Source organism: Oricola nitratireducens (assembly GCF_014904745.1).
In the GTDB taxonomy this organism is placed as follows: domain Bacteria; phylum Pseudomonadota; class Alphaproteobacteria; order Rhizobiales; family Rhizobiaceae; genus Oricola; species Oricola nitratireducens.
On sequence record NZ_JACZCS010000011.1, the window covers coordinates 110676 to 129865 of the forward strand.

Annotated in this window: 20 protein-coding genes; 5 read left to right on the forward strand and 15 right to left on the reverse strand. The window is 62.9% G+C overall.

From position 1 onward, the window contains the following. Positions 1-14 precede the first annotated feature (14 nt). From IG169_RS07880 to rpoZ, 11 genes are all read right to left on the reverse strand, one after another. Positions 15-1775, reverse strand: a complete 1761-nt coding sequence (locus IG169_RS07880; protein WP_193175630.1) for a PhoX family protein — start codon at positions 1773-1775, stop codon at positions 15-17. Between the two features lie 154 nt (positions 1776-1929). Further along, positions 1930-2457, reverse strand: a complete 528-nt coding sequence (locus IG169_RS07885) for a hotdog fold thioesterase (RefSeq protein WP_193175631.1) — start codon at positions 2455-2457, stop codon at positions 1930-1932. Further along, the gene (recO, locus tag IG169_RS07890; RefSeq protein WP_193175632.1) at positions 2457-3203 is read right to left on the reverse strand and encodes a DNA repair protein RecO; all 747 of its coding nucleotides are present in this window, start codon (positions 3201-3203) and stop codon (positions 2457-2459) included. Before recO ends, IG169_RS07885 begins: the two co-directional genes overlap by 1 nt. A gap of 15 nt (positions 3204-3218) precedes the next feature. Continuing rightward, the gene (gene era, locus IG169_RS07895; RefSeq protein ID WP_193175633.1) at positions 3219-4133 is read right to left on the reverse strand and encodes a GTPase Era; all 915 of its coding nucleotides are present in this window, start codon (positions 4131-4133) and stop codon (positions 3219-3221) included. Then, on the reverse strand, positions 4126-4845 hold the full coding sequence (gene rnc / locus IG169_RS07900; RefSeq protein ID WP_193175634.1) for a ribonuclease III: 720 nt from the start codon (positions 4843-4845) through the stop codon (positions 4126-4128). The genes era and rnc overlap by 8 nt, the downstream gene beginning before the upstream one ends. Next, entirely contained in the window at positions 4842-5585 is a 744-nt protein-coding gene (gene lepB, locus IG169_RS07905) for a signal peptidase I (protein ID WP_193175635.1), read from the reverse strand. Before lepB ends, rnc begins: the two co-directional genes overlap by 4 nt. Before the next feature lie 104 nt (positions 5586-5689). Continuing rightward, the gene (gene acpS, locus IG169_RS07910; protein WP_193175636.1) at positions 5690-6088 is read right to left on the reverse strand and encodes a holo-ACP synthase; all 399 of its coding nucleotides are present in this window, start codon (positions 6086-6088) and stop codon (positions 5690-5692) included. Beyond that, positions 6085-6663 (reverse strand): DUF2062 domain-containing protein, encoded by a 579-nt coding sequence (locus tag IG169_RS07915; protein WP_193175637.1) that lies wholly within the window; start codon positions 6661-6663, stop codon positions 6085-6087. The genes acpS and IG169_RS07915 overlap by 4 nt, the downstream gene beginning before the upstream one ends. A 121-nt stretch (positions 6664-6784) precedes the next feature. Then, entirely contained in the window at positions 6785-7363 is a 579-nt protein-coding gene (gene pyrE, locus IG169_RS07920) for an orotate phosphoribosyltransferase (protein WP_193175699.1), read from the reverse strand. A 25-nt stretch (positions 7364-7388) separates the two neighbouring features. After that, positions 7389-9653 carry a RelA/SpoT family protein gene (locus IG169_RS07925; protein ID WP_193175638.1) on the reverse strand — a complete coding sequence of 755 codons (2265 nt, stop codon included), beginning with the start codon at positions 9651-9653 and terminating at the stop codon, positions 7389-7391. Between the two features lie 93 nt (positions 9654-9746). Beyond that, positions 9747-10127, reverse strand: coding sequence for a DNA-directed RNA polymerase subunit omega (gene rpoZ, locus IG169_RS07930; protein WP_193175639.1), 381 nt, complete (start codon positions 10125-10127; stop codon positions 9747-9749). Positions 10128-10381: 254 nt separating this feature from the next. Between rpoZ and IG169_RS07935 the strand changes: the two genes are divergently transcribed. Both IG169_RS07935 and IG169_RS07940 read left to right on the forward strand, forming a co-directional pair. Continuing rightward, on the forward strand, positions 10382-10978 hold the full coding sequence (locus IG169_RS07935; protein ID WP_193175640.1) for a LabA-like NYN domain-containing protein: 597 nt from the start codon (positions 10382-10384) through the stop codon (positions 10976-10978). A gap of 13 nt (positions 10979-10991) precedes the next feature. After that, positions 10992-11648 carry a uracil-DNA glycosylase family protein gene (locus IG169_RS07940; RefSeq protein ID WP_193175641.1) on the forward strand — a complete coding sequence of 219 codons (657 nt, stop codon included), beginning with the start codon at positions 10992-10994 and terminating at the stop codon, positions 11646-11648. Between the two features lie 65 nt (positions 11649-11713). Here the strand turns inward: IG169_RS07940 and smpB are convergent, their stop codons facing one another. Then, a complete protein-coding gene (smpB, locus tag IG169_RS07945) occupies positions 11714-12193 on the reverse strand; it encodes an SsrA-binding protein SmpB (RefSeq protein ID WP_193175642.1) in 480 nt (159 codons plus the stop codon). A 25-nt stretch (positions 12194-12218) separates the two neighbouring features. Next, the gene (gene dapA / locus IG169_RS07950; protein ID WP_193175643.1) at positions 12219-13115 is read right to left on the reverse strand and encodes a 4-hydroxy-tetrahydrodipicolinate synthase; all 897 of its coding nucleotides are present in this window, start codon (positions 13113-13115) and stop codon (positions 12219-12221) included. Between the two features lie 198 nt (positions 13116-13313). On the opposite strand from dapA, the gene IG169_RS07955 reads away from it, so the two are divergent. Then, positions 13314-15332 (forward strand): lytic transglycosylase domain-containing protein, encoded by a 2019-nt coding sequence (locus tag IG169_RS07955; protein WP_193175644.1) that lies wholly within the window; start codon positions 13314-13316, stop codon positions 15330-15332. A 35-nt stretch (positions 15333-15367) separates the two neighbouring features. Here the strand turns inward: IG169_RS07955 and IG169_RS07960 are convergent, their stop codons facing one another. Then, on the reverse strand, positions 15368-15952 hold the full coding sequence (locus IG169_RS07960; RefSeq protein WP_193175645.1) for a hypothetical protein: 585 nt from the start codon (positions 15950-15952) through the stop codon (positions 15368-15370). Positions 15953-16029: 77 nt separating this feature from the next. Here IG169_RS07960 and IG169_RS07965 point away from each other — a divergent pair, with 77 nt between their 5' ends. Next, positions 16030-16626, forward strand: coding sequence for a cyclic nucleotide-binding domain-containing protein (locus tag IG169_RS07965; RefSeq protein ID WP_193175646.1), 597 nt, complete (start codon positions 16030-16032; stop codon positions 16624-16626). A gap of 18 nt (positions 16627-16644) precedes the next feature. Further along, positions 16645-17541 carry an alpha/beta fold hydrolase gene (locus IG169_RS07970; RefSeq protein WP_193175647.1) on the forward strand — a complete coding sequence of 299 codons (897 nt, stop codon included), beginning with the start codon at positions 16645-16647 and terminating at the stop codon, positions 17539-17541. A 244-nt stretch (positions 17542-17785) separates the two neighbouring features. On the opposite strand, the gene IG169_RS07975 is transcribed toward IG169_RS07970, so the two are convergent. Then, positions 17786-18964, reverse strand: coding sequence for a porin (locus IG169_RS07975; protein WP_193175648.1), 1179 nt, complete (start codon positions 18962-18964; stop codon positions 17786-17788). Between the last annotated feature and the right edge of the window lie 226 nt (positions 18965-19190).

A 19190-nucleotide genomic window follows, 5' to 3' on the forward strand; every position in this document is an offset into this window, starting at 1 on the left:
GCGGGTAGCCGGTCTTATTTCGCCATTGCCGAGGTCTTCACGGCCGGGAACGGGCCGATATAGCCGACATAGGCGCGCGCTTCGGCCGGGTCCTGCAGCTTGTCCTCGTCGGACTCTCCGTAAGGATGCTGGACGACCGTGGTCAGGTAGGCGAAGCCGTTCACATCCGGCCACCAATCGACCGAGGTGTTCTCGGCGCCATAAGGCGTTGTGGTGATCCGGGTCATTTCCTTCGACGTCGCGTCGACGGCCCAGGTCGCGTCGTTCTGGTGGCCCGAACCGGTATCCTCGGCCACGATCAGCGTATTGTAGCCAGGAATGAAGGTCAGGTTGTCCGGATTGGCGATGCCGTCGATGGCGCAGGTGTTGCCGGCGTAGTCGCCTTCCTCGATCTTCTGCGGCGTGCCTTCCAGGAAGCTCGACGCCTTGGTGACGAGGTAGTCGCCGTCCATCGACAGTTCGTAAACCGCGCCGCATTTGTTCTGGGCGAGCCTGACATCGTTGCGGCCACCCTTGTCCTGCTTGGCGCCGTCTTCCATGCCCTTGGACACTTCGGACATCGCCAGGAACATGCGGTTTGCTTCCGGATCGAAGGCAAGGCCTTCCATCTTGCGGAACTCGGTCGTCGCACCCAGCATCGAGGCATAACGGCGGGTCTCAAGCCGCGATGCGACGGCTTCCATGCCCGGCTTCACCTTGAGACATTCGGCCCGTGCTTCTGCGTTGGACGACATGAAACCTTCCGGGCAGGTGCCGTCGTCGTTGTAGGACGCGGTTTCGAAGATGTCGGAGAAACCGACGTCGAGCGCCAGAGCCGTGCGGATTTCGCTGTCGGAGGCATGGCCGAGGCCGATCCACTCGATATCGGCAGCGCCCGCGCCCTCGCCCGAGGTCTGATTCCATTTGGCGGCGTAGAGTTCGCCGGAGGAGAGATCGCCAGCCGTGTCGGCGACGAACCGGAACAGGCCGGTATTGGTGCCGTCGTCGGTGATGTAGGCGGTCTTGTTGTCGGGCATGATGTAGGCGAGTTCGACGGCGACGCGGCCCATCGCGTAATGCTTCGCCACGCTGGTCGACCCGTCTTCGCTGACGGCGACCTCGACCGGGAAGCCGTATTTGTAGGGCTTGAACACGGATTTGAAGACGTCAAGCGTCATCAGCTTGTCGTTGACGCCCTGGTAGCGGACCATCGGCTGGTAATAGCCGTCGATGTCGTCAAGCGAGGTGGCTTCCTCGACAGAACGCGCATCCGGCGGATACTCCTCGGAACCGAGATGGGTGTTCCACGGCGTCACGGATCCGGCGCAGGGAACCCAAAGGCCGCCGACGGAGGTGAAATCGACCGGGCGCGAGGAAACCGGCGTCAGGTTGCCGTCGGAATCCTGCTTCAGCTCGGAGAGATACATCGCGGCAGGACGCGATTCGAAATGCGTCAGCGAGAACAGCTTGCCGCCGACCGGCAGGAACGAGGTGAAATCGGCATCGTTGGAAACGATCGGTTTGCCGTCTCCATCGCGCAATGCGGCGCCCGAGGCGTCCGTCAGAACACCGAACTCGGCGTCGCCGATCTTGTCGCCGGAACGGGCGATCACATGATACCGGGTCTTGATCGCATTACCGTCGATCGTGACGGTCGGCGAAACATTGACCAGACGCTTGGCCGCGTCTTCTTTCGGCGCATCGACAGGCGCGAATTTGATGTCACCGGCACTGGCGGCCGCTGTCAGCGCCGATAGCGCGGTGGCGGCAAGAAGCATGGTTTGGAGCTTCCGCATGGCTATTCTCCCATTGTCCAAAGAATCCCTGGCCAACGCCTTAATGCGCATGGCCGCGACCAGACCTATGGGGCGCGTATGAAGCCTCTATGACGAGCTGTGCAACGGCGGCATATTTTGCTGCGGCCCGCCATTTTCGCGCCGTCGACCGCTCCTATTTCCGCTCCGTCATCCGGGTGGCCGGGAAGATCGAACAGGTTTCCGTGCCGAAGGCCATCATGCGCCCGCGCGAATCGACCACGCGGCACTCCGAAACACCGATGGTGCGGCCGCGGCTGACGACCTTCGCCTCGCAGGTGACCTCGCCGGTGTCCGGCAGGATCGGCCGGATGAGATTGACCTTGAACTCCGTGGTGGTGAAGGCCTCGCCCTTCCTCAAAACGGTCTGGATGGAGCAGGCGAGCGCGGAGTCCATGATCGTCGCCGTCCAGCCGCCATGGATCGTGCCGACAGGATTGAGATATTCCTCGCGCGGCATGCCCTTGAACACCGCCCTGCCCTCATCGACCTCGACAATTCCGAGAGACAGGGTTTTCGACATCGGCGGCGCCGGCAATTCGCCGGCGATGATCATCCGGAGCACTTCCAGCCCGCTGTGATCGTGGAAAGCCTGCCCCGGCACGATGCCGAAGCCGGACGGTGCGCTCAATCCCGGGTAAATCTCGTTATCAGCCGTCGTCACTACGTCTTCTCCCCTGCGTTGGCGATTGCACGCCTGACGGCGGCGACAAAACCGGCGCGCGCGTCCGGCTCCTTGATGGCGCGCGGCTCATAGACATGGCGGCGCAGAAAATAAGACGTCAGATCGAAGGCGTTGGCGATATCGGCCTCGTTCGGCACCACGGAAGGCTGGCCGGCAAGAAAGGCCGGCAGCGCCAGGAGCTTGTCCTTCCACGGATCGCCAGCGATCCGGCTGACCGCACGGCCGCTTTTCGGCGAGACGTAGACGAGATCGTTGCGTCGTCCCGATCCGGCGCAGGAGGAGAGATCGAGGCCGAAGCCCAGTTCCTCCAGCAGCCTCAGTTCGAAGCGCACCATCAGCGGCCCGGCAATCTCCGGCTCGCACAGATGCTCGATGACGACCTCCATGGCGCGGAACAGTTCGAAATGACGGTCGCGTTCGGGCAACAGGCGCAAATGGCTGGCGAGAAGCTGAATGCCGTAGATGCCGGAGGGATGTTCCATCAACCGGGCGGCGGCAAGCGCCAGCGGCTCGACCTGGAATGTGCCGAGATGCTCATCCAGACGCGCGCGCCAGGTCAGTTCGACCTCGTTGCCCGGCTGCAGAACCGGCTGCTGGCGGCGCGAACGGCCGCCGCGCACCAGACCGAGATGACGGCCGCGCTGTTCGGTCATCACTTCGAGGATCAGGCTGGTCTCGCCATGCCTGCGCGTTCCGATGATGATGCCGCGATCCCGCCATTCCATGGCGCGGAGATTGCGTTACTCGGCGGAAAAGTCCAGCCCCATCTCGCGGTAACGCTCGGGATCGTTGCCCCAGTTCTCGCGCACCTTGACGAACAGGAAGAGATGCACCGGCTGTTCGAGGATCCCGGCGATCTCCTTGCGCGACGCCTGGCCGATCGACTTGATCGTCTCGCCCTTGTGCCCGAGCACGATCTTCTTCTGGCTGTCGCGCTCGACATAGATGACCTGATCGATACGCACCGAACCGTCCTTCTTCTCCTCCCATTTTTCCGTTTCCACGGTGGACGAATAAGGCAGTTCCTGATGCAGGCGCAGATAGAGTTTCTCGCGGGTGATTTCCGCCGCGAGCTGGCGCATCGGCAGGTCGGAGATCTGGTCCTCGGGGTAATACCACGGCCCTTCCGGAACGGTCTCCGCCAGCTTCCTCAGAAGGTCCTTGCAGCCATATCCTTCCGACGCGGAAATCATGAAGGTTTCGGCGAATTCCGCGCGGTCGTTGAGCTCCTTGGCGAGTTCCAGCAGGCGCGGCGGCTCGACCGTGTCGATCTTGTTGAGCACCAGATATTTCGTCTGCCGAATGTCCGGCAGCACTTCGAGGATACGCTCCTCGTCCTCGCGAACGCCCTTGCGCGCGTCGATCAGCACCAGGACAATGTCCGCGTCGCGCGCACCGGACCATGCGGAGGTCACCATGGCGCGGTCGAGGCGGCGCTTCGGCGCGAAGACGCCCGGCGCGTCCATGAAGACGAGCTGCGTCTGGCCGACGGTGGCGATACCGCGCACCAGCGCGCGCGTCGTCTGCACCTTGTGGGTCACGATCGACACCTTCGCGCCGACAAGCTGGTTGACCAGGGTCGACTTGCCGGCGTTCGGTGCGCCGATCAGCGCCACGAAACCCGAGCGGGTCGCCGGTTGCGGCGTATCATTCATTTTCGCGTACCTTTTCGCGTATGAGCATTCGGTTGGCCGCGGCCTGCTCGGCGATGCGCTTGGAGCGCCCGTCGGCGGTTTCGGGCCTCAGATTTCCGACGGTGACCGAGACCGTGAACACCGGATCGTGGTCCGGGCCTTCGCGTGTGACGACCTTGTAGACGGGCGACACGGCGTATTCGCGATGCGCCCATTCCTGCAATTCCGTCTTGGCGTCGCGGCGCGCCGCCGTGGCATTGGCGGCACGTTTCGTCCAGTAACGGCGGATGAAGGGGCGAACCGCCTCCAGCCCGCCTTCGAGATAGATCGTGGCGATCAGCGATTCGACGACATCGGCGCGCAGGTTCTTCTGATGCGCCTTGCGCAATTGCTGCACGTCGGAGCCGGTGCGGATGAAATCCGGCAGCGACAATTCGTCGGCGACCTCGGCGAGCGTGTTGGCGTTGACGAGCTGGTTCAGCCGCACCGACAATTCGCCCTCGTCGGCCATCTGGAATTCGTCGAACAGCATCTCCGCGATACAAAGACCGAGTACCCGGTCGCCGAGAAATTCCAGCCGCTCGTAATCGCGGCCGCCCTTGTTGCGGGCGCTGGCATGGGTCAGGGCGCGGTCGAGACGTTCGTGATCGGCGAAGCGGTGTCCGGTGGCCTGTTCCAGCCGCTGCACCGCTTCGGGAGAAATCCTGTCCTTCGACGCCTTGCCCTTCGTCATTTCATCGCGGAATGGAAGAACCTGTCGAGCCGCAGCTCGGACGGCCAGCGCCAGATTTCGAGCGGCGACGCGCCGCCGGCAATGGAGAAGAAGATGATGTTGGCGCGGCCGACGAAGTTCTCCAACGGCACGTAGCCGACGCCGAAGCGGCTGTCGTTGGAGTTGTCGCGGTTGTCGCCCATCATGAAGTAGTGGCCTTCCGGCACGACGAATTCACGCGTGTTGTCGGCGCTGGAATTCGGCGACAGGTCGAGCGTGTCGTAGCTGACGCCGTTCGGCAGGGTTTCCTTGTAGACGTCGACAGGGCCGAACCGTTCGGTCACGTCCGGATTGTCGATCTGGCCCTCATATTCGCGCTTCACCGGCTTGTCGTTGATGAACAGCTGGCCGTTGCGCATCTGGACGCGGTCGCCGGGAAGCCCGATCACGCGCTTGATGTAGTCGACATGGGAAACCGGATGCTTGAAGACCGCGACGTCGCCGCGCTGCGGGCTCGCCGACCAGATGCGACCGGAAAAGATGTCCGGCGAAAACGGCAGCGAGAAATGCGAGTAGCCGTAGGCGAATTTCGAAACGAAGAGATAATCGCCCTCGAGCAATGTCGGACGCATGGAGCCGCTGGGGATCGAGAAAGGCTGGAACAGAAGCGTTCGGATCAGCAGCGCAAGAATCAACGCCTGAACGATGACCGAGACGGTCTCGGACAATGTGCTTTGCTTTTTCTCGATTTTCTCAGCCACGAGTAAGGTCCTGTTCTTGAGTTCGGTCCGGCCGTGCGCGGGCCGGTCTTAGCCTTTCGGGAGATTGGCCGCAATTCCCATTGTCGCGCTGATGCGCGCCGGTGTTATTCGGGGACGGCCTCGATGATAACGAATGCCTGGGCAAGCGGCATGTCGTCGGTGATGGTGAGATGGATGACGGGTTTGTGGCCGGCCGGCATCATCGCCGTAAGACGTACAGCCGCGCCGCCGGTGAGTTGCATGGTCGGCTTGCCGCCGGGGAGATTGACGACGCCCATGTCGCGCCAGAAAACGCCTTTTGCCATGCCGGTTCCGAGCGCCTTGGCGCAGGCTTCCTTGGCCGCGAAACGCTTGGCGTAGGACGCCGCCCGCATACGCCGGCGATCGGATTTGGCGCGCTCGATTTCTGTGAAGACACGCTCGGTGAAGCGCGCGCCGAAGCGCTCCAGCGACCTTTCGACACGTCTGATGTCGATGAGATCACTGCCGAGGCCTATGATCATGCCTCGACCTCGGGATTTGCAGCGACAGACTTGTGCGTTTCGAAATGCAGGCGGCGGCGGTTCTGGAACGCCGCGACGGCGAATCGCGTCACCACGTAGAGGAACAGCCCGACCACGATTCCCAGCGGAATGCCGCCGATGAGCATCGGCTTGATGATCGGATCCCAGACCGACATGATCTCGCCGTGCTTCAACAGCGTGCCAAGCTTTACCGGCGCCGGGTGGGCGCCCGCCTCGGCCATGCCGAGAATGGCCGTACCGGCGCCATGGGTGGCCGCCCAGATCGCCGGGAATGTCAGCGGATTGCCGACGGCGGTTCCGAATGCCGCGGCGATCATGTTTCCGGCAAGAAGCCAGGCGACGACGAAGGCGAGGATGAAATGCAGCCCCATGAAGGGGGTAAAGGACGCGAAAGCGCCGGCGGCAACGCCGGCAGCTATGGCGTGCGGGGTCGCCTTGATGCGCAGCATCCGCTTCCAGTAGTAACGAAAAGATCGCGCATAGTTGCGACGCGGAAGCAGATAAACCCGCAACCTGCGGCGCCAGTGTTCGCGATCCCTGCGTCTAAAAATCATTCGGGCAACACCCGTTTAATACGGACCTTCACTGCGCCAGGGACAATCCCGAACGCGGGGCCAACCCCTTTGAAATAGTCAGTCGATCGGTTCACATCAAGCACAAGCGCAAACTGCCCGCTCACAGTGACCGGCTCCCCGGCTTGACAGCCGGTATGGCCGCCAATTCCGGCGGTATTTTGTCTGCCGGCCAGGCCGGCACTTCGTATTCGGCGAGCGCGATCAGCGGAACGCCGACATCGGCCTTGCCGGCCGAGCGGTCGATCAGGCAACCGGCGGCCAGCACGTCCGCACCGAGCGCTTTCAGGCTTTCGACGGTTTCGCGGATCGACAGGCCTGTCGTCACGATATCCTCGATGATGACCACCCGCGCGCCCTTGGCGATTTCGAAGCGGCGCAGCTTGAAGACGCCATCCTCGCGCTCGACCCAGATCGCCGGGACGCCGAGGTGGCGCGACGTTTCGTAGGCCGGGATGATGCCGCCGACCGCGGGGCCGACCACATAGTCTATCGGGCCGGGCACAGCGGCCTTGATCTTGTCGGCCAGCGCGCTGCACAGGATCTCGGTCTTGTCGGGATGCATGAAGACGCGCGCCTTCTGCAGGAAGACCGGACTGCGCAGGCCCGACGTCAGGATGAAATGTCCATGCAGCACGGCACCCGCGCTTTCGAACACCTTCAGGACATCTTCGGTCGTCATTTCCCGTGCCATCGCCTTTTCCCGTCTATCCACTCGCGCGTTCCACCGTCGAGACCGCCTCGGCGTCGCGCAACCGCGCGATCAGGCCGTTGAGGTGCTTCAGGTCCCAGACCTCGAGATCGAATATCATTTCGGTGAAGTCGGGGGCAGTGCGAACCATCGAAAGGGTGTGGATGTTGGCGTCCATGGAGCCGATGATCTGCGCGATCTCGGCCAGCGAGCCCGGCGCGTTGATGGCGGTCACGACGAGCTGCGCTCCGAAGCGCTGCCGCTCCAATCCGTCGAGATCCCAGCGCACGTCGATCCAGCGTTCCGGCTGGTCGTCATAGGCGGCGAGCGCCGGCGACTGGATCGGGTAGATCATGATCCCCTTGCCCGGCGTCGAAATGCCGATGATGCGGTCGCCCGGCACCGCGCCCTCGGGCGAGAAGCGGACCGGAATGTCGCTCGCCGCGCCGCGGATCGGGATGGCCGTGTTGATCGCGTCGCGTGTCGCCGCGCCGTGATCCTCCTCCGGGCCGGTATTGCCGGGGATGCGGAACATCATGCCGGTGGCGTTGGTGAGGTTGAACCAGCCGTCGCCCTCGACACCGCCGGCGGGCACGTTGGCGGAGCGGTTGTCCTGATAGTCGGGAAAGACGGCGCGCACGACGTCGTCGGACGGGATCTCCCCTCGCCCGACCGCGGCCAGCACGTCGTCGGCCTCCTTGTGGCCGAGCCGTTTCACGCCCTGCTTGAGGACGTCCTTGGAGAATTCCTTGCCGGCGCGCTCGAAGGCGCGGTCGAGAATGCGGTGGCCGAGGCCGGCATATTGCTTGCGCACGGCCATGCGCGAGGCCCGCCTGATCGCGGAGCGCGCCTTGCCGGTGACGACGACATGTTCCCATGCCGCCGGCGGGGTCTGCGCGTTGGAGCGCACGATCTCGACCTCGTCGCCGTTCTGCAGCCGCGTTACGAGCGGCATGATGCGGCCGTTGATCTTGGCGCCGACGCAGGAATTGCCGACATCGGTGTGAACCGCATAGGCGAAATCGACGGGCGTCGCGCCGCGCGGCAGCGCGATCAGCCGGCCTTTCGGTGTGAAGCAGAAGACCTGGTCCTGGAAGAGCTCGAGCTTGGTGTTCTCGAGGAATTCCTCGGGATTGTCGCCTTCCGACAGGGATTCGATCGTGTGGCGCAGCCAGGCGTAGGCGTTGGAATCCTTCGACAGCGCGAAGTCGGCGTCGTTGCCGTGGCCATTCGCCTTTCCGGCGACCGACTTGTCCTTGTAGATCGCGTGCGCGGCAACGCCATATTCGGCGACATCGTGCATCTTGCGGGTGCGGATCTGCAGCTCGACGCGCTGCTTCGACGGGCCGACGATGGTCGTGTGGATCGAGCGGTAGTCGTTTTGTTTCGGCGTCGAGATATAGTCCTTGAAGCGGCCGGGCACGGTGTTCCACTTACGGTGGACGATACCGAGCGCGCGGTAGCAGTCGTCCTCGGTGTCGACGAGGATGCGGAACCCGAACACGTCGGACAATTGCTCGAAGGAAAGCGCTTTCGCTTCCATCTTGCGGAAGACGGACCACGGCTTCTTCTGCCGGCTGTAGACCTCGGCGTCGATGCCGTTTTCGACCAGCAGGTTCTTCAGCGTCTCGGTAATGTCGCCGAGCGTTTCGCGGTTGTATTCGCCGAGATCGGCAAGCCGGTCGGTGATGGTGCGGTGGGCTTCCGGATTGATGTGGCGAAACGCCAGTTCCTCCAGTTCCTCGCGCATGTCCTGCATGCCCATGCGGCCGGCCAGCGGCGCATAGATCTCCATTGTTTCCTCGGCGATGCGGGCGCGCTTGTGCGGCGGCACGAAATCGAGCGTGCGCATGTTGTGCAGCCGGTCGGCGAGCTTGACGAGAAGGACGCGCACGTCGTCGGCGATGGCCAGCAGCAGCTTGCGCAGGTTTTCCGCCTGGGCCGCCCGCTTGGAGACGAGATCGAGCTTCTTCAGCTTGGTCAGCCCCTCGACGAGACGGCCGATATCGTCGCCGAACATCTCCTCGATCTCGCGGCGCGTCGCCGTCGTGTCCTCGATCGTGTCATGCAGCAGGCCGACGGCGACCGTGCTCTCGTCGAGGCGCATGTCGGTGAGGATCGCGGCGACCTCGAGCGGATGGGAGAAATAGGGATCGCCAGACGCGCGTTTCTGGTCGCCATGCTTCTGCATGGCGTAGACATACGCCTTGTTCAGAAGGGCTTCGTTGACCTCCGGCTTGTAGCGCTGGATGCGCTCGACAAGCTCGTACTGGCGCATCATCGGTGCTTGACCTCACAAAAAACGCGCGGACAGGACCGTCCGCGCGCTTCAATATAACCATTTAATGCGTGGCCTTGAAGGCCGGCAGACCGCTTACAGATCGTCGGATTTCTCCGGCGGGACAAGGCCTTCGATACCGGCCAGCAGCTCTTCTTCCGACATACGGTCGAAGGTGATTGCCTCGGGTGCCTCTTCGCCTTCCGCAGCCTCTGCGGTGTCGATGACTTCGCTTTCCGGCTCGTCGACCTCGACGTGCTTCTGCAGCGAATGGATCAGGTCTTCCTTCAGATCGCCCGGCGAAAGCGTCTGGTCGGCGATTTCGCGCAATGCGACCACCGGGTTCTTGTCGTTGTCGCGATCGATCGTGATCGGTGCGCCCTGTGAGACCTGGCGGGCCCTGTGGGCGGCCAGGAGAACGAGATCGAAACGGTTCTCGACCTTATCAATGCAGTCTTCGACGGTAACGCGAGCCATATTGCGTTTCCCCTACGTCAATTTGTGTGAAAATCACATCCATCCGGATATCCAGGCGCGCTATAACCTTTTATCCAGCCCAGCGCAACTCGATAGCAGATCCGTATACACGCCAATCGGGCGTCAAAAAGGCGATGGGCCATAAAACCGCCGGTTTTACGTGCCTAGAGCACATCCAGTGTTTGATTTGGCGCACCGTACATGACATTGCGCGCCATTCCGCGATTTTATTGATTTCGCCCAGAGGCCAAAAAATGTTTGATGCACGCGAAAAGATTGCCTTGTTCATCGATGGCGCCAACCTCTACGCAGCCGCCAAGGCGCTCGGCTTCGACATCGATTACCGCAAGCTTCTGAAAGCCTTCCAGTCGCGCGGCTACCTGCTGCGCGCCTATTATTACACCGCGCTAATCGAGGATCAGGAATATTCCTCGATCCGCCCGCTGATCGACTGGCTCGACTACAATGGCTACAAGGTCGTCACCAAGCCGGCCAAGGAGTTCACCGACTCCATGGGCCGCCGCAAGATCAAGGGCAATATGGACATCGAACTGACCATCGACGCGATGGAACTCGGCGAGTCGGTCGATCATTTCGTGATCTTTTCCGGCGACGGCGATTTCCGTTCGCTGGTCGAGGCGCTGCAGCGGCGCGGCCGCAAGGTCTCGGTAGTGTCGACGCTGTCGACCCAGCCGCCGATGATCGCCGACGACCTGCGCCGGCAGGCCGACCATTTCATCGACCTGAAGTCGCTCAGGGACGAGGTCGGGCGCGAGCCGTCCGAGCGCCCCGCTCCGCGCCAGGCGGCGGTTGCCGCCGCGCCGGAAGACGACGACGACCTGGATTACTGACAGCCCGACCGCCGTGACCATTCCCACAACCGCCGACCCCGTCCGGGACTGCGCGCTTTGCCCGCGCCTGCATGATTTCATCGCCTTGTGGCGGGAGCGCGAGCCGGACTGGCACAACGCGCCCGTGCCGACATGGCTGGCGCCGGAGGGGCCGCAAAGCGTCCGGTTGCTGATCGTGGGATTGGCGCCGGGCCTGCGTGGCGCGAACCGCACCGGCCGGCCGTTCACCGGCGATTTTGCCGGCGACCTGCTCTACGCGACGCTGAAGAAATACGGCTTCGCCGAGGGCGAGTTCGAAGCGCGCCCGGACGACAGCCTGCGACTGAAGGCGACGGCGATCACCAACGCCGTGCGCTGCGTGCCGCCAGAAAACAAGCCGACCGCTGCCGAGATCAACACCTGCCGGTCTTTCCTGACCGCAACGATCGAGCGGTTCGAGAACCTCGAAGCCATTGTGACGCTCGGCAAGATCGCCCACGATTCCACCGTTCGCGCGCTGAAGGGCCGCGTCGCCGCGCATCCGTTCAAGCACAATGTCGCAACGGAAATCGACGGATTATCGATCACATCCAGCTATCACTGCTCGCGCTACAACACCAATACGGGCGTGCTGACGCCTGAGATGTTCGAGCAGGTCTTTACAAGCGTAAGGCGGCGTATCGACGGCTAAAGTGTTTTGTTTTACGCAATTCCGGACGGAAAACCGGCTTCCACTTTTCCTGGAATTGCTCTGGCTCAGCCGTGCTCGCGGATCAGGCGCGCCTTCTGGCGGTTCCAATCACGTTTCTTTTCGGTCTCGCGCTTGTCGTGCAGCTTCTTGCCCTTGCCGATGGCGACTTCCAGCTTGGCGCGGCCGCGATCGTTGAAATAGAGTTTTAGCGGCACCAGCGTCATGCCCTCGCGGTCGGCGGCCTGTGCCAGTTTGGCCATTTCGCGCTTGTGCAGCAGCAGTTTGCGGCGGCGGCGCGGCTCGTGGTTGAAGCGGTTCGCCTCGAGATATTCCGGGATGTAGGAGTTGATCAGCCAGATCTCCCCGCCTTCCTCGGAGACATAGCTCTCGGCGATATTGGCCTCGCCGTTGCGCAGCGCCTTGACCTCGGTCCCCTGCAGGACGATGCCCGCCTCGACCGTGTCCTGGATCTCGTAATTGAAGCGCGCCTTGCGGTTTTCGGCGACGAGCTTTCGTGCCGGATCTATTTTTTTCTTTTGTGCCATGACCGGAAGGTGTGTACGCGCCGGCTCAGTTCAAGAGACCGGCATGGCGCATTGCCTCGTCGATGACATGCGCGGTGGTGTCCTCCACCGGAACCATCGGCGAGCGCAGCCGGTTCTTGACCCGGCCGAGCCGCGACAGCGCGTATTTCGCGCCGGACACGCCCGGTTCGATGAACAACGCCTTGTGCAGCGGCATCAGCCTGTCCTGGTATTCGAGCGCCTTGGCGAATTCGCCCGCCTGGCAGGCGGCCTGGAATTCCGAACACAGGCGCGGTGCGACATTCGCCGTCACCGAAATCGCGCCGACACCGCCATGAGCGCGAAAGCCGAGCGCGGAGGCATCCTCGCCCGACAGCTGAATGAAGTCGTGACCGCAGGTGATGCGCTGCTCGGACACGCGCTCAACCTTGCCGGTCGCGTCCTTGACGCCCCAGATATTCTGGAAATCGGCGACGAGGCGGCCCATCGTCTGCGGCGTCATGTCGATGATCGAACGAGGCGGAATATTGTAGATGATGATCGGAATGTCGATCGCCTGGGCGACGGCGGCGAAATGCTCGTAGAGACCGCGCTGGTTCGGCTTGTTGTAGTAAGGCGTGACGACAAGCACCGCATCGGCGCCGGCACTCTCGGCATGCATGGCGAGATCGACGGCTTCATGGGTGTTGTTCGACCCCGCGCCGGCGATGACCGGCGCCCGGCCCGCGGCCGCCTCGATGCAGACCTCGATGACCCGTTTGTGTTCGTCATGGCTCAGCGTCGGCGACTCGCCCGTGGTCCCGACCGGAACCAGGCCCTTCGTCCCTTCGGTCACCTGCCAGTCGACGAAGGCGCGGAAAGCCGCCTCGTCGAACGCGCCCGAGGTGTCGAACGGGGTAACAAGCGCGGTCATGGAACCGCGCAATGCCGAACGCTCAATCATGTAAACAGAACTCCCGCCTGCATTCGCGCGTTGACCGCGCTTCCGGATCTTTGAAATTCGGCGCACCATAATCGCGCGGCCGGACCGCCGCAAGCGCGGATATGTCGCGCAATCCGGCCTTCTTCACGATGCATTCACCATAAACGGGCCACTATTCGCCCGAAAACCGCCATGGGGCGCTTGTATCGCGGGACCACCATGTCTTTGCTTCGCCTTTCAGCTATCGCCGCTGCCGTCGCGGGTTTCCACGCGGCGGTGATCGGCGTTGTGTTCACCGGTGCGCCCGCGGACATCGACCGCCGCGTGACGGGTTCGATCGCCAGCGAGGGGCCGGCCGTGCCCATTCTCTCCGAGGCGCTCGCCGCGCTCGACGCCGGCGACTACGACACGATGCGCAACTTGCGGCATGTGCTCGCGCGCGACGGGCTCGACCGCAAGATTCTCGCCTGGGCGGTAGCCCGCTCCGGCGCCGCGGCGATCACGGCCGATGAAATCGCTTCGGCCACGAAGGTGCTGAAGGGCTGGCCGGACGCGAAACTGATCCGCGCGAATTACGAACGGGCGCTTGCGCGCGAGAAACTCGATCCGCCTGCCCTGGTGAAGGCCTATGCGGACCGCGCGCCGCAGACGTTCACCGGCGCGGTCTCGCTCGCACGGGCCTGGCGCTGGCTCGGCGACAACGAGAAGGCCCACGCCGTGCTCGCGCCGTGGTGGCATTCCGAACCGCTTGCCGGCCGGGACGAACTGGCGGTCCTCGCCGAATTCTCGGGCGTGCTGACCAGGGACGACCACCGCCAGCGCTTCCTCGCCATGATGTATCGCGACCGAATCCGCTCGGCGGAGCGTGTCGCGGACCTCGCCGGCCTGAAAAACTACCTCGACCCATGGGCGGCCGCCATCCGCAAGCAACGCAATGCCCTGAAGTTGCTGGACAAGGCCGACAAGGACTTCAAGAAGACACCACACCACCTGTTTGCCCGCATCACCTGGCTGCGCCGCATGGAACGCGACAGCGACGCCGCCAAGCTGCTGCTGAAATCGCCGGTCGACGAACACGACCTGGTCGACCCGGACGAGTGGTGGGTGGAACGGCGTATCGTCTCGCGCGATGCCTTCGAGCGCGGCGATACGGAGACCGCCTACAAAATTGCCGCCATGCAACGCGGCGGATCGACGGAAACGCAGATCGAGGCCGCCTTCCATGCGGGATGGTACGCGCTGCGCGGCTTGCGCAACCCGGAAAGGGCCGCTCCACATTTCGCGAAGATCGAGAAACTGGCAAATGGCGCCATCTCCCGGGCGCGCGGCGCCTATTGGCTCGGGCGCGCGCATGACGCCATGGGCCTGCCGGAAGCAAAGGACGACTTCGAACGCGCCGCCGCCTATCCGACAACCTTCTACGGCCAGCTGGCGCGCCAGCATCTCGGCCTTCCGCTCGACGGCATTACACGCCCCTCGGTGACGCCGGACGACGCCGACCGGTTCCAGTCGAACGAACCCATTGCCGCCATGCGGCGGCTGGAGGAGATCGGCGCCACGGCACGGGCCAAGCAGATCGCGCTCGGCCTCGGCTGGTCGCTCGACGACACGCCGGAAATCACCCAGCTCGTCGCGCATTGGGAGAAGCAGAACGACCGCTACGTCGCGCTGCGCATCGCCAAGGCCGCCCAATGGCGCGGCATCGAAACCGGCGGGCTGACCCATCCGATCGGCGCCATTCCGTCGTCGGCGCCGATCCCGCCGGAAGAACGCCCGCTCGCCTATGCGATCGCGCGCCAGGAAAGCGAGTTCAACGTCGCGGCGCGTTCGCACGCCAACGCGCTCGGCCTGATGCAGCTCCTGCCCGGCACGGCAAAGGAAGTCGCCAAGCAGGCCGGGCTCGCCTACCAGCCGTCGAAACTGGATTCCGATGGCGGCTACAATGCCACGCTCGGCACGGCCTATCTGAATTCCCAGCTCGATCGTTTCGACGGGTCCTATATCCTCACCTTCGTCGCCTACAATGCCGGCCCCGGACGCGCGCGCGAGTGGCTGAAGCGTTTCGGCGATCCGCGCGGCAAGCCGCTCGACGTGGTGATCGATTGGGTGGAGCAGATCCCCTTCACCGAGACGCGCAATTACGTGCAGCGGGTGATGGAAAACCTGCAGGTCTACAAGGCACGGCTGGGAGAGCCTTCCGACATCGCGCACGACCTCCGTTTCGGCGCGAAGCCATGAATTAACTTCCGACTGCAACTACCTGATATTTAGTGCTATTTCATACCATGGGAGTGCGGGTCTCCGATTCCTCTCGCCAGCGCCATATGATGCGCCTGGTGGTGCGCGCCAAGCGCCATCACGCCGAAGAATCCGAGCGCCTTGTATTGCCTGAGCTGATCCGCATTGTCCGCGGTCAGGACCAGAATCGCGCCGTCATCGGTGACTTCCGCATGTGCTTGCATGGCCATGTCCGAAGCCAGGAAGGATGCGTGCGCAGGCACCATATCCTGGATGGCGCGGCGCGTGCGCCCCTCGCCGGAGACATGGAAGGTGACGCGGCGGTCATCGCTTGACGTCTCGACATGCGCATTCAACGTCAACTCGTCCATGTCGACGAGATGTTCGCGCAGCCGGTCGATATCGACCTTGCTCCAGTCGGTTTCGGGATCGGCCCGCAAAATGCCGACGATTTCCGCGATCGCGGCGAAGGCGGATTGCCCGGGCTCGGTCGGCATGACGCCCATCGCCGGGCCCTCATGGCCAGCATGGTTCATCATGTTCATGTCGTCGGCCACGGCGCCGTTCGCGGCAAGCGGGCCGAAAGAGATGACAAGCATCGCAAGAAGCAGTTTCCGCATCGAAGCCTCCGTTAAATGGCGTTCAGCCTATCGTTTCGTAACCCATCCTTATATGATTTCAGTCACAAGGAAGCATCGTGTCCGATCTGCCCGAACCATTTTCCTCGATGCCCGGCGCGACCTGCCGGCGAATTTTGCTGCAGAAAGGCCAGCATGCCTTTCACCAGGGGGATACCGCGCACGGTTTCTTTATCGTTGCGAACGGAAGCATCGAATTGCGCCGCGTGACCGAAAACGGCGCCACGGTGATCATCCATACGGCACGGCCGGGGGAGAGCTTTGCCGAGGCGTCGCTGTTTTCCGCCACCTATCACTGCGACGCGGTTGCACTTGAAGAAAGCGGGCTTGTCGAGATCTCTCGCACGGAGGTTCTGGGGCGGCTCCAGGGCGATGCGGAATTCGCCATCGCGCTGTCGCAGCGCTTCGCCACACAGGTTCAGGGCTATCGCCGGCGGCTCGAGCTTCTTGCAATCAGAAGCGCCAGCGAGCGCGTCTATTGCGCGCTGGCCGACGGGCTCCTGACCAAGGATATCAAGACATTCGCGTCCGAAATCGGCTTGACACACGAAGCTGTCTACCGGGCACTGGCCACACTGACATCGCAAAGAAAAATCCTGAAAACGGCGCGCGGCTGCTATCAGACACTTCCGAACGCCGATATCAGGCAACAGTGACAAGGGAAAAGACGGCGAATGCTTCCTGCGGACATCAAGGGCGATCACGGCGAAAGCGTGTTTTTCACCACCTCCGACGGCTTGAAGCTCCACGCCGTCGATTACGGGCGCGGCCAATCCGACGCGCTGCCGGTCGTCTGCCTGCCGGGGCTGAGCCGCAATGCGCGCGATTTCGCCGGCCTCGCCGCCTATCTCAGCACTAGGGCGGCGATAAAACGCCGCGTCGTCTGTTTCGATTACCGCGGACGCGGCCTGTCGGACTGGGACAAGGACTGGAAAAACTACAATGTGGTCAGGGAAGCCGAGGACGTGCTCGCCGGGATGACGGCGCTCGGCATTCCCCACGCGGCGATCGTCGGTACCTCGCGTGGCGGCCTGATCGCCATGGTGCTTGCCGGAATGCGGCCCGCAGCGATGCGGGCCGTGGTCCTCAACGATGTAGGACCGGTGATCGAGGGCGACGGGCTGACGCAGATCCGCGCCTATCTATCGCGGTTGCCGAAGCCGAAGGACTGGACCGAGGCGCTGGAATTGCAGAAGGCGACGATGGCAAAGGCCTTCCCTGCCCTCAGCGAGGCCGACTGGGAATTCGAAACTCGCGCCAAGTACCGGGAGGTAAAGGGCAAGATCGTCCCCGATCACGATCCCAAGCTGGTCAAGACGCTGACCTCGATCGATCTGCGCGACCGGCTGCCGACGCTGTGGCCGCAATTCTTCGGGCTACGCAATTTGCCGGTTCTGGTGCTGCATGGCGAGCATTCCAGCCTGCTGTCGGACAAGACCGTCACGAAAATGGCCGAGCACCACCCGAAGCTGCGCCATGTCGACATCGCGGGCCAGGGGCACGCGCCGATGTTGCACACGGCCGGCATCCCCCAGACGATCGCCGAGTTCCTGGTCGGCATCAAAAGCTGACGGATATCAGGATTCCTTTTCCTTGCGGTTTTCCGGTTCCGCACCGGTCGAACTGAGGTTGCCCCGCTTATCCCGCTCGATACGGCCCGATTGTTCCGGGACGCGAGGACATTGTCCGGCGGAAGGTCACGCGGAGGTCACGGCAAAACGGGGACGGTTGTCCGAACCGCCAGTGCAGTAACCTCGCAAAGAAAAACCCGGCGGTTGCCCGCCGGGTTCCCATCAGCTGACTTGCGTCAGGAGATTAGAAGGACGTCTGGAAGCGGAGGTAACCGCCCCATGCGCTGTCGCCAGCGTTGTCACGCAGGTACTGCACTTCCGGCGTCACGACGAAGCCCGGGGTAACAGTGTAGTTGACGTTGGCAACTGCCGACCACACGTCCGAACCGCCATTGCCTTCAGCCCACTGGATCTGGGTGTTGAACTTCGCAGCGTCGGTCAGGCCGATCGATGCGCCGCCCATGACGGAGAAGGTGTCCTGGGTAGACAGGCCGGTGCCCCAAGTGTTGTAGCCGCTTGCGTTCTCACCGTACATCAGCATCAAGAATGCCGAGACGTTGTCGGTGATGTCGACATCGCCACGGATCTTGGCAGCATAGGCGTCGTTGTTGGTGTCGTAACCGAGAACGGCGGTCAGGTTGACCATGCCGGCATCGAAGCCGACGCCGCCAACAACATGCGGCATGTAGTCGTCGAGCAGAACGCCGCCAGCCTGTTCTTCAAGAGCCATGGCCGCGGTGAAGGCGCCGGACGAGAAGGTGTACTGGATCAGGTTGGTATCGAACGGGCCGTAGCCGCCGCCGGTCGTATCGTTGATGACCGAGCCGCCGTAACCGGTGAAGGTCGTGAACAGCGATTCGGACTTACCGATGCGGAGACCACCGAGGTCCATCCAGGCGAAGTTGATCGAGAACTCGCCCGCGGTGCCGTAAGGGGTCAGGACGGTTGCGCCAGTACCCGAGTAAGCCAAATCGCCGGTTGCAAAGCCGCGAGCGGCATACGGCGACGAACCGTTGGTGTCATACTGCCAGCGGGTTTCGATGTGCGTCTTCAGAGCGCCGTAATCGGTGTCGCGGTAGGTATCGATATTGACGGAAGCGCGAGCGCGCTTGAACCAGGTGTCGTTGCCGATCACCAGCTCGTCATCGCTCTGGTCGAACGGAGTAGCCGGGGTAGCATCGCGAATCGAAACGTCCTTGATGCCGTTCAGGTCACCAGCGCCGATGTCGTAACGGACATAGCCGCCGATCTTGAGGCAGGTTTCGGTGCCCGGGATGTAGAAGTAGCCGGTGCCGGCTGCATCGCAGACGCGGACATATTCGACGGCTTCGGGTTCCGGGATCACGACAGCGTCAGCTGCGCGAGCGCCGGAGACAGCGACGAGAGCCGCTGCGGAGCCGAGAAGAAGGCTCTTAATTTTCATGGTCTGACCTCCAGTCAAAAGTTAAAATTGGGTATGGGCTTTTTTTGCTGAAGGACAGCGAACTGTCCCATCCCCGAAGAAAGATGCACACAGCAGCGCCCATCTCTCGACACGATAAATACCGAACAGGGGTTACCGCGCAACCACCAACCACCTGCATGAACACCCCTGGAACCGCGTTCGCGCATCGCTGTTGCACAAAAGACACGTTTTTGGGCCTCGGGAC